Here is a 9,935-nt window from a genome sequence, read left to right on the forward strand (position 1 = left end):
TCTTTCGAGGTCTAGCCTTCATGCCAACGCTTACACGTCTATTCGCTCCGCTGGGCGGCCTGATGGCCATGCTGGTCCTGGCCGGGTGCGTGCACAGCCCGCCGTCGGATCCCTGGGATCCGTTAGAGCCGGTCAACCGTTTCAACTACAAGGTCAACGACAAGGCCGACACCTATATTCTGCGCCCGGTGGCCAAGGGCTACGACACGATCGTGCCCGACCCGGTACAGGCCAGCGTGTCGAACTTCTTCGATAACGCCAGCCAGCCGATCACCATGGCCAACAGCCTGCTTCAGCTCAAATGGGGCAAGTTCAACCAGTCGCTGGGCCGGTTCATGATCAACACGACCGCCGGCGTGGGCGGGTTGTTTGACGTGGCCACAAACCTGAACGTGCCGCATCCGGACGAGGATCTGGGCCAGACGCTGGGTTTCTGGGGGCTGGGTGCCGGGCCGTATCTGTATCTGCCGCTGCTGGGCCCGTCCAGCGGGCGTGAACTGGTGGGCAGCCTGGGCGACCAGTTCGCCAACCCCATCAACTACATCAACGAGTTCGACGAGATCGACGACGACTACCCGTGGGTGCCCTGGGTGCTGCGTGGTGTGCAGGGCGTCAACCTGCGGGCCAGCCTGCTTGGCTTTGACCAGACGCTGGCACAGCAGTTTGATCCGTACGCGTTCGTGCGCAGCTATTATCTCGAGAACCGGCTGAAGAAAGTCTACGACGGCGACGTGCCCCCGGAGCTGACCGCGCCCAACGACACGGCCGACTTCCCGACGGCCAACGCCACCGACGATACGGCCGACTGATCTGATCATGTCGCCTGCGGCCGACCGGGCGGCGCTGCTTTGCATGACCCGTCATGAACTGCACGCCGCGGCCCGGCAGTATTTCAAGACCGCCGGGCCGACCGAGCCCGAGGTGGCGCTCGTTGAACACGGCGATACACGGCTGGTGTTCAAGGATTATGGCCGGGCGCGCGGCTGGTTCGCGCGCATCATCGCCCCGATCCTGATCGCGCGCGAAGCCTCGGGGCTGGTGCATCTGCAGCACGTCGCCGGCGTGCCGCAGCTGGTGCGCCGGGTCGATCGCCGTGGGTTGCTCATCGAGTATTGCCCGGGGGTGCCCTGGGGCCAGGCCAAGCCGAGTGAGGCCGCGTATGGCCGCCTGGCGGATCTGCTGGCAACGATCCATCGCGCGGGTATCGCCCACGGCGATCTGCGCGGCGGCGGTAATTTTCTGGTCGACGACAACGATCGGCCTTATATCGTGGATTTCGTGGCCCGCGTGAAACGCGGCTCGGCCTGGAATCTGGTCTGGAACTGGGTGTTCACTCGGTTTATGGCTGCCGACAACAGCGCGCTGGTCAAACTGCGGGCGCGACATGCCCCGCATCTGGTCAGCTTGGCCGAGAAACAGGCCATGGCCCATCGGGGACGCTTCGAGCGACTGGCCCGGTCGGCCGGCGAAACCATCCGGCGTGCCACCCGGCATTTCGCGACCCGCGACTGATTTTCAAGGTTTTCGATGACGCGTCTGCTGGTTCGACTTCTGCTGATCTTCATGCCGCTCGTGCGTTGGCCGCTACGGGCCTGGATCCGTACCAAGGTCACGCCGACCGATCTCGACGAGCTGGATCTGGATCTGGATAAGCCTGTCTGCTACGTGCTGCCGGCGGCCAGCGTGCTCGACTGGCTGGCCCTGGAGGCGGTGTGTGTGGCGCGTGGGCTGCCGCGGCCATATCTGGCCGGCAATCGCCCGCCCACGGTACGCCGCGCCGTGGTGCTGGCTGTGCCGGTCGGGCGCTCGCGTCATCGCACCGAGCTACAGCGTATCGTCACCCGTACGCTGCACGATCACTCGTTTGATGTGCAGATGGTACCCGTGTCGGTCTTCTGGGGGCGTAACCCGGTTCAGGAAACCTCGATCACGCGGATCCTGTTCGCCGATTCGGATCGTTCCAGCCGGCTGCGCAAGCTGTTGATCGTGGCGATCAACGGCCGCAACACGCTGGTGCATTTCGGCCAGCCCGTGGATTACCACACCGTCATGGGCCAGCCGGCCACGCCGGGGGTGCTGGTGCGCAAGCTGGTACGCGTACTGCGCGTGCATTTCCGCCGCCAGCGGGCCGCCACGCTCGGGCCGGGCGTGTCCCGGCGCAGCCAGCTCATCGATACGTTGATCGCCGATCCCGAAGTGGCCCACGCGATCACCGAAGGCGCACGCCGCGAGAAGAAAAACGTGGCCGTGTTGCGTGCTCGTGCCCGTGAGTACGCTGACGAGATCGCCGCCGATCATTCCAATATCGCCATCGGCTTCATGCTGCGCGTGTTGACCTGGCTATGGAATCGCATCTACGACGGCATCGACGTCAAGCATCTGCCACGCCTGCGTAGTGCGGCGCATGACAATCGCGAGATCATCTATCTGCCGAGCCATCGCTCGCATATGGATTATCTGCTGTTGTCCTACATCCTGTATCAGGAAGGCCTGGCGCTGCCCCAGATCGCCGCCGGCGTGAACCTGAATTTCTGGCCGGTGGGCGGCTTGTTGCGTCGCTGCGGTGCCTTCTATCTGCGTCGCAGCTTCAAGGGCGATCGGCTGTACACGGCGGTCTTTCGGGCCTATGTCGAAACGCTGGTCGCCCGTGGCCAGCCCATGAAATTCTATCCCGAGGGCGGGCGCAGCCGGACCGGGCGGCTGCTGGTACCCAAGACCGGCATGCTGCAGATGACCGTGGCCAGCGCGCTTTCGGCCAGCCGCGATGCACCGGTCTCGGTGGTGCCCGTCTATATCGGCTATGACCGCGTGATGGAGGTCAAGGGCTATTTCGACGAATTGAGCGGCACGCGCGTGAAAAAAGGCGAGACCATGGGCGATCTCGTTCGCGGCTCGACCAAGGTGCTCTCGCGCAAGTATGGCCGGGTGTTTGTCTCGTTCGGCGAGCCGATCGAACTGCAGGCGTTTGCGGATAAGCATCTGCCGGACTGGCGCGCCCGCATGGCCGACTTGTCGCTGGATGCGCGCCCGAAGTGGCTGCAGGGCTTTGTCGATACCCTGGCCACCGAAGTCATGTGCGGCATCAACGCCACCGCCACCCTCAACGCCACCGGCCTGGCCTCGCTCGTGCTGCTGGCCGCGCCCCAGAAATCGGTGGCCGAGGACGAAATGGTACGCACGCTCGGCCTGCTGGCCGAAGTGGCCCGAGCCTGCCCGTATTCAAAGGATGCCAGCGCCCCCGAGCCCGATGGCGCCGCGATTCTGGCCGAGGCCGAGCCGTTGATGCGCCTGATCCGGGCGCCGCATGCCTGGGGCGATATCCTGACCGTGGATTCACGCCAGAGCGTGCTGCTGACCTATACCCGTAACAACGTAATGCATCTGTTCGCGTTGCCCTCGTTGATCGCCAATTTCTTTGCCCACTTCGAGCAGCGCAACGAAAAAGCCCTGCTGGCCGACGCCGTGGAGCTGTATCCGCTATTGGCCTCCGAGCTTTTCCTGCGCTGGCCGGTCGATGACTGTCGCGATGCGCTGGTCGAAACCGTCAACGGGCTGATCAGCTGCGGACTCCTGACGCGTACCGAAAAAGGCACGCTCAAGCGTCCCAAAGCTGGCAGCGACGGTTTCGCGGCTCTGAACAGCTTGGCCCGTATCATGCGCGAGTCGCTCGAGCGCTATGCCATGACCGCCACGCTGTTGTCGCATAACCTGGATACCGGCACCGTCGAACGCGCGCGCTTCGAGCGCCAGTGTCAGCTCATGGCCGAACGCATGGCGCTGCTGACCGGGCGTAACAGCCCCGAGTTCTTCGACGCGCGGCTGTTTCGCAACCACGTGGAAACCCTGGTGCGGGTCGGCCTGTTGCGCCGCGAAGGCAGCACGCTGCATATCGACGCCGAACTGCGCCATCTGGCCGAGCATGCCCTGCGTCTGCTGGGTTCGGATATTCGCCAGTCGATCGCTCACCTGACCTCGTTATCGCGCCTTGAGGACGGAGCGCCGAGTAATGCGCTTACTTGAGGGGAGCTGGCTTTGCGGCTTCGTTCTTTCTGTGATCGTCCGCAAATAAACGCCAATACATGCGAATGTGGGTGTTCCGGGGCGGCTGGCGCAGCGTCGTAGCGCGGCTTGGCGGTGCCCTTCACCGCGGCGTCTGAGAAGGCGCGCGTGGGCCGCGGACCGTTTTCTTGTCGCACTTGTGGGCTGAATCCGCGCGGTCCTTGTGGCGAAGAACGCAAATGCTGTGGCTGGGTGCGGTGTTGTTGTGTCTGCGCGATGGTGGATTTGCGCTTGTTGTTCGTCCGTGAATAAAGACGGGCCATTTGCGATTCCGGGATCACGCATCAGTCATTTGCGTTCATCGCGAATTAGGCCTGGAAGCGACTTCGATCCCGCCGTACTTCTCAGCCCATATTCGCGTTTATTTGCGGACAATAGTTCTAAAAAAGCCAGAATGAATACCCCGGCCGGCGACGCCACAGCAACGGGAATCGACGTTCACCGCGGCCCGTGGCAGTCTTTCACGATCTGATCGCTTTCAACCGAGCTTTTACCCCGTGCCGATTACTTCCCTGCTTTTCATCATCCTGTTCGTCGTGGCCAGCCTGTTTTATCTCGGGGCGGCGGTGGTTTGTTATCGGCGCGGCGATCGATTGGCCTGGACACGGTTGGGCACGGGCATTGGTTTTGCCTTGATGGCCATCGGCTCGATCGCGCGCGATGATGCGCCGGGCAATCTGGTATTCATCGGCGCGATCATCGTGTTCGTCTCAGCCATTCTGACGGCGGTGCTCACGGCTCGCCGTGGGCGCCGCGGCTAGGCCACGGCCAAGCCACGGCCAGGCTAGCGCGCCAGCCCGCGCCAGAGATACAACGGCGTGGTGGCGTCGGTCAGCGTGCTTTCGGCCAGCTGGGAGACAAGGCTGGCCGAGGCGCCGTGGGTGCCCGCAGCGGCCCCGGCCGAAAGCGTGTCCGGGGCCCGCTTGCCACGGTAATAACGCACGAGCCGGGCATCGCTCGCGCCGATACGGCGCTCGGCGCGGGTGACGACTTCATCCCGATGGGCGATGGCATCGACGAGTCCCAGCCGCTGGGCGGCGGTGGCTGAAAAGATACGTCCGTCGGTGATGGTCGCCAGCTGATCGCGGTCCAAGCGGGCGCCGCGGCTGGTGCGGACCACGCCCACGAAGCGTTGAAACAGCGCATCGACCACATCGTCAACGATCGCCTGCTCGTCAGGACGGGGCGGGCGTAGCGGCGAGAGCAGATCCTTGTGTACGCCCGAGGTCACGCTGGCATCACGCAGGCCCAGTTTGTCGAGCAGCCCGGCAGCGTTGACGTTGACGATGATCACGCCGATCGAGCCGGTAATCGTCGTGGGCTGGGCGATGACTTCATCGGCCGCCATGGCGATATAGTAGCCGCCCGAGGCCGCAACGCCGCCCAGGCTGGCGATCACGGGCTTGCCGGTGGCCTGATGAAACGCGGTGATCCGGTGATAGATCTCGTCGCTGGCGGCGACCGTGCCGCCGGGACTGTCGATACGCAGGATGACCGCCTTGATCGCGTCGTCGTCTGCGGCCTTGTCGAGGCTGCGCTCGATCTGGGTCAGCGCCGAGTCGTTATGCACCAGGCCAAACGCGCTCGACTGCGGGTGCGAGGCAATGAAGCCGGTCACCGGCAGCCACAGGATCTTGTCGGCCCCGCCGCCGGAGATCGTGGTTTCGTGCAGGCCGGGATCACCGGCGCTGGACAGCGGGGCATTCACGGTGATGCAGCCGGCCAGTGCCGACACGACGGCAAGGGCGACGGTGAATGCCAAGAGCCGGCGCTGGATTCGATAGGCCGACATCAGTGGCTGGTTTCCTGCCAGGCCTCGATCGAGGCGATGACCTGCTGGCTGGCCTGTTTCAGACAGTGCTTGGCCTGTTCGCGATCATCCTGGTCCAGATACGAGGCAGCCATGGCCGAAAAGCGCGCCGCGCCGTCGATCACGTCTTCTTCATGCAGGCGCTTGTAGGCGGCCTCCAGGGCGGATAACAGCTGTCGCGTGGTCTCGGGCTCGAGTTTGGCCTGCTGAAAGACCATCACACACGCCGCGGTGGCCGCGCCTTCGAGCAATGGCCGATGGCTGTCCGGCATGTCCGGGTGAAAGGTCTGATAGCTATCGGCCAGCCGCGTGACGATATCCACCAGCGCCAGCATGGCTGGCATGTCGTCGAATAGATGCTTGTGCCCGCGCTTGGCCGCGATATCGGCCACGATCTCGAGCGCGGGGCCGACGGTGCGGTGATAGACATGGGGCGGCAGGGCGTTGGGGTCGAGCTGGTCGGGATCGACCGTGCTGTTGTTTTCAGACATGGCAATCGCGTTCTTTGAACAGGCGACTAGCTTAACGGAATCCGCACGATCACTCGGGCACCGCCGTTATTGGCGCTGCCCAGCTCGATCGTGCCGGTGTAGCTGCGCACGATTTCTGCCGCCACGGCCAGGCCCAGGCCCTGGCCCTCGTGGCTGCTGTCGGCCCGTACGCCGCGCTCGAGCAGGCGCTGCGGGGCCGAGTCGGCAAAGCCGGCGCCGTTATCGTCGACCCAGAGCTCGAGCGCGCGATCGATGATGCGCGCATCCACGATCACGTGGTCTCGGCCGTATTTGGCGGCATTGTCCATGAGCGTGCCCAGCAGCTCGGTGATGTCGCCCTCGTCGAGCGGCGCCCGCAGCCGTGTATCGATCGCGATATCGAACGTTGTTGCCTGCTCGGCGTAGACCTTGGTCAGGGCGCGGCCCAGACGTTCGGCGATCGGGCGTAGGGCCAGTGGCCGGGCCAGCGTGCGTTTGCCGGCCGCCGCGGCTTTTTGTAGCTGGTAGTCGAGGATATCGTTCATTCGCGCCAGCTGGCTGCGCAGCGGATCACGGGTTTCCGCGGCCAGGTTCTTGTCCTCGGCCATGCCGCGCAGTATGGCCATGGGTGTTTTCAGGCTGTGTGCCAGATCCCCCAGGGCGTTTCGATACCGGGTGAGCCGGGCCTGATCGTTGGCCAGCATGGTGTTCAGGTTGGACACCAGCGGCTGGATTTCGTCGGGATAGTTGCCTTCCAGGCGTCGATCCCGGTCGGATTCCAGATCCGCAAGATTACGGGCCAGGCGACGCAGCGGGGCCAGTCCCCAGCGCAGAATCAGCAGTTCGACGATCAGCAGCGATATCGCCGACACCGATAACAGCGTCCACAAGACGCTGCGAAAGCGTGTCATCTGTTTCACAAACGCCTGGGCGTTTTCAGCCACGACCAGCGTATAGCGATAATCGTCGCCTTGTTCGGTCACCCAGCGAAACCCGAACGACAACGAGATCAGCTCGCCGTTGCCCGGTGCCTGGATACGCATCTGTTGCCATTGGCCGACCGCGGGCAGGTCGGGTACATCGATATCGCCCAGCAGCGACGGCGAATGCCAGATCATGCGGCCCTGGCCGTCGAGTACCGCGGCATACAGGCCGGAATCCGGTCGGGTGAGATCAGATTCGGGCAGCACGCGCGGGGCCAGATTGAAGCCGCCGGCGTCGGTGATATCGGCACTGCCCAGCAGGGCATACGACAGCCCTTGCAGGCGGTCATGCTCGGCCTGATCGGCGCGCTCGCGCACGGCGGTCTGCAGGGCCAGGCCTGTCAGCACGGTGAAGGCCAGAAGAAGAACCGCGGTCGCTGCCAGTAGCCGCGCCCGCAGTGAGTTGATCATGAGTGCTCGACGGCTGCCGCGTTACGCGGCCGGTCATCCCGGGCCAGGCGATAGCCACGCCCGCGCAGGGTCTCGATCGGCTTGCGGGTGCCGTCGGGGTCGAGCTTGGCGCGCAGCCGGCGTACGAAGACCTCGATCACGTTCGAGTCGCGCTCGGCGTTTTCTTCGTAGATATGCTCGGTCAGCGCGGTCTTGGAGATCACCTCGCCGGCATGGAGCATCAGATACTCCAGCACGCGGTATTCATAGGCCGTCAGATCGATCGAATCCTCGCCGACGAAGACTTCCTGGCGTGAGGTATCGAGCACGATATCGCCGGACTCCAGGCGCGGCTGAGCCCAGCCGCGCGAGCGGCGCACCAGGGCCTGAATACGCGCAGACAGCTCTTCCGGCTGGAAGGGCTTGACGACATAATCATCGGCCCCGGCTTCCAGGCCTTCGACCTTGTCCTGCCAGCGGCTGCGCGCGGTGAGGATAAGAATCGGATAATCCAGGCCGGCCTCGCGCACCTCGGTGATGATATCCAGGCCGGTCGGGCCGGGCAGGCCGAGATCCACGATCGCGATATCGATCGGGTACTCCTTGGCATAGAACAGGCCTTCTTCGCCCTCGCCGGTGGAGTCCACGGCATAACCTTCGTTGCGCAGGCGCTCACAGACCTGTTCCCGAAGTTCGACGTCATCCTCGATGACCAGTGCTCGCATGTCGCTCGATCCCTTTGCCGCGGCAATCAGCGTGCATCCACGTGCACTTCCTGTACCCGACCGTGTTCCAGTATCTTGACTCGATAGTACGGCCCACTCGGGCTGTGTTCCAGTACCACGTTGAGTACCTTGCCGCCTTCGCGCCCACGCGCAATACGTGCTGCCTGGCTGGAGGATACCGTGGGCGCGCCATGTCGTCGCATGTCGTCTGCGCCGTGTCCGGGGCGGGCGCCATCGTTTTTGGGCCGCTGATCCGAACGCCTGAGTGTTTCCAGCGTGTCGTTATCCAGCCCGGAAAAACCGTGCGCGGCGCGTGCCGGTATCGGCGCACTGAGCACGATGACCAGGCCGATCATGGCTGTAGCCAAACGGCCAGCGCATCTCGCGCCGTGACCGGCGGGGCGGTGATCTGACACGTAATCACCAATACCCATCAAGACATGGCGTGCCCGGTAAAAGACACGCCAAACCGCTACGCCGTCGTGCCAAGCGCGTTGCAGCGCGTGTTGGCAGCAGCGCAGGCCGCGATGAGCCGGGCCGTGCGCCGTGCCAGCCATCGATATCGGCGAAGAAAAGAAAAGCGGCATAACAGGCCTCGCGGAGAGAACCCGAAATTACCGCTTCCGGCCTGAATCCGTCCTGAAGGTTCGTGTCAACTGTCGCCGATCAGCGACAGCGCCGGTGCGCCTCATGCACGTGCCGGCTGCTGACGCGCGTCCGGATCAGCCGTTGTTCTGCTTATCCGATGTGTTGTTGTTGTTCTTCTGGCTGTTCTTCTGGGCCGTCTGCTGGTCGTTTTCCAGCTCGAGCTGATCCCGCACGTTGGCCACGCCCGGCTGGTTGCGCACGAGTTTGACGGCCTCGTCACGCGTATCGGCATCCGGTACCGAGCCGCTCAGGGTGACCACGCGTTGATCGACGCTGACCGAGATCGCGGATTTCTCGAAGGCGTCCTTGGTGAGCACATCGCGCTGGAGCACGCGAAACAGGATCTCGTCACTGGCCTGTTTCTGAGCCTTGGTACGGGCCTCGCGCAGGGTGTCCTGTTTGTCGTTCAGGGCCTGCTGGGCTTTTTGATGATCCTTGCGGGCCTCGGCGATCTTCTCATCGGTCTTGTCGACCTTCTTCTGGGCGTCCTTGATCGCGCTCTGGGCCTCGTTGACCGATTCCACGGCCGCGTCGTACTGCTCTTGGGGCGACTGCGAACAGCCGGCCAGGCCGATCAGGGCAACGCTGAACAGTACACCGGTTGTCGAAAGAAAATGACGCATCGCGGAATCTCTTGTATTGATCGATTTCCTGAAAAGTAACAGATTCCGCATGAACGCTACCGGGCCGTGCCGGTCTGACGGCGCTTGCCGCCGCGCATCGACCCGCGCAAGGGCCTGTTGCCGTTTCATGCGAGCCCGCGTTGGAGACCGCAAATCGTGTCCTGCCAGGCGCGAGTCGCAGCGTCGTGGTGTGCCACGATCAAGACTCGCAACGCCGCAGGGCGCGA

At 63.9% G+C, this 9,935-nt stretch carries 10 protein-coding genes; 4 read left to right on the forward strand and 6 right to left on the reverse strand.

Annotation, left to right across the window (positions count from 1 at the left end; all coding sequences use genetic code 11):
* The first annotated feature begins 20 nt into the window (after window positions 1-20).
* From SAJA_RS04090 to SAJA_RS04105, 4 genes are all read left to right on the forward strand, one after another.
* Window positions 21-809 carry an MlaA family lipoprotein gene (locus SAJA_RS04090; protein ID WP_123657385.1) on the forward strand — a complete coding sequence of 263 codons (789 nt, stop codon included), beginning with the start codon at window positions 21-23 and terminating at the stop codon, window positions 807-809.
* A 7-nt stretch (window positions 810-816) separates the two neighbouring features.
* A complete protein-coding gene (locus tag SAJA_RS04095; protein ID WP_123657386.1) occupies window positions 817-1,512 on the forward strand; it encodes a protein kinase family protein in 696 nt (231 codons plus the stop codon).
* 15 nt (window positions 1,513-1,527) lie between these two features.
* Window positions 1,528-4,020, forward strand: coding sequence for a glycerol-3-phosphate 1-O-acyltransferase PlsB (plsB, locus tag SAJA_RS04100; protein ID WP_123657387.1), 2,493 nt, complete (start codon window positions 1,528-1,530; stop codon window positions 4,018-4,020).
* Window positions 4,021-4,556: 536 nt separating this feature from the next.
* Complete coding sequence (locus SAJA_RS04105) at window positions 4,557-4,820, forward strand: hypothetical protein (RefSeq protein WP_123657388.1); 264 nt, start codon at window positions 4,557-4,559, stop codon at window positions 4,818-4,820.
* Window positions 4,821-4,843: 23 nt separating this feature from the next.
* Here SAJA_RS04105 and sppA read toward each other — a convergent pair whose 3' ends face one another.
* The 6 genes from sppA to SAJA_RS04135 all read right to left on the reverse strand — a co-directional run bounded on the left by sppA (window position 4,844) and on the right by SAJA_RS04135 (window position 9,708).
* A complete protein-coding gene (gene sppA / locus SAJA_RS04110; protein ID WP_123657389.1) occupies window positions 4,844-5,851 on the reverse strand; it encodes a signal peptide peptidase SppA in 1,008 nt (335 codons plus the stop codon).
* Window positions 5,851-6,360: a hypothetical protein gene (locus SAJA_RS04115; RefSeq protein ID WP_123657390.1), complete on the reverse strand. Its 510-nt coding sequence runs from the start codon at window positions 6,358-6,360 to the stop codon at window positions 5,851-5,853. The genes sppA and SAJA_RS04115 overlap by 1 nt, the downstream gene beginning before the upstream one ends.
* 26 nt (window positions 6,361-6,386) lie before the next feature.
* A complete protein-coding gene (locus SAJA_RS04120; RefSeq protein ID WP_123657391.1) occupies window positions 6,387-7,733 on the reverse strand; it encodes an ATP-binding protein in 1,347 nt (448 codons plus the stop codon).
* A complete protein-coding gene (locus SAJA_RS04125) occupies window positions 7,730-8,437 on the reverse strand; it encodes a response regulator transcription factor (RefSeq protein ID WP_123657392.1) in 708 nt (235 codons plus the stop codon). The genes SAJA_RS04120 and SAJA_RS04125 overlap by 4 nt, the downstream gene beginning before the upstream one ends.
* Window positions 8,438-8,463: 26 nt before the next feature.
* The gene (locus SAJA_RS04130) at window positions 8,464-8,793 is read right to left on the reverse strand and encodes a PepSY domain-containing protein (protein WP_123657393.1); all 330 of its coding nucleotides are present in this window, start codon (window positions 8,791-8,793) and stop codon (window positions 8,464-8,466) included.
* A gap of 366 nt (window positions 8,794-9,159) precedes the next feature.
* Complete coding sequence (locus tag SAJA_RS04135; protein WP_184999739.1) at window positions 9,160-9,708, reverse strand: BON domain-containing protein; 549 nt, start codon at window positions 9,706-9,708, stop codon at window positions 9,160-9,162.
* Window positions 9,709-9,935: the final 227 nt, after the last annotated feature.

The sequence above is a fragment of the Salinisphaera japonica YTM-1 genome, from assembly GCF_003788585.1.
Taxonomy (GTDB): Bacteria; Pseudomonadota; Gammaproteobacteria; order Nevskiales; family Salinisphaeraceae; genus Salinisphaera; species Salinisphaera japonica.

Bases quoted from the DNA above. Each gene is read 5' to 3' on its own strand.
- SAJA_RS04125 (WP_123657392.1), bottom strand. From the start codon at position 8,437: ATGCGAGCACTGGTCATCGAGGATGACGTCGAACTTCGGGAACAGGTC.
- sppA (WP_123657389.1), bottom strand. From the start codon at position 5,851: ATGTCGGCCTATCGAATCCAGCGCCGGCTCTTGGCATTCACCGTCGCC.
- SAJA_RS04115 (WP_123657390.1), bottom strand. From the start codon at position 6,360: ATGTCTGAAAACAACAGCACGGTCGATCCCGACCAGCTCGACCCCAAC.
- SAJA_RS04090 (WP_123657385.1), top strand. From the start codon at position 21: ATGCCAACGCTTACACGTCTATTCGCTCCGCTGGGCGGCCTGATGGCC.
- SAJA_RS04095 (WP_123657386.1), top strand. From the start codon at position 817: ATGTCGCCTGCGGCCGACCGGGCGGCGCTGCTTTGCATGACCCGTCAT.
- SAJA_RS04120 (WP_123657391.1), bottom strand. From the start codon at position 7,733: ATGATCAACTCACTGCGGGCGCGGCTACTGGCAGCGACCGCGGTTCTT.
- SAJA_RS04130 (WP_123657393.1), bottom strand. From the start codon at position 8,793: ATGATCGGCCTGGTCATCGTGCTCAGTGCGCCGATACCGGCACGCGCC.
- plsB (WP_123657387.1), top strand. From the start codon at position 1,528: ATGACGCGTCTGCTGGTTCGACTTCTGCTGATCTTCATGCCGCTCGTG.
- SAJA_RS04135 (WP_184999739.1), bottom strand. From the start codon at position 9,708: ATGCGTCATTTTCTTTCGACAACCGGTGTACTGTTCAGCGTTGCCCTG.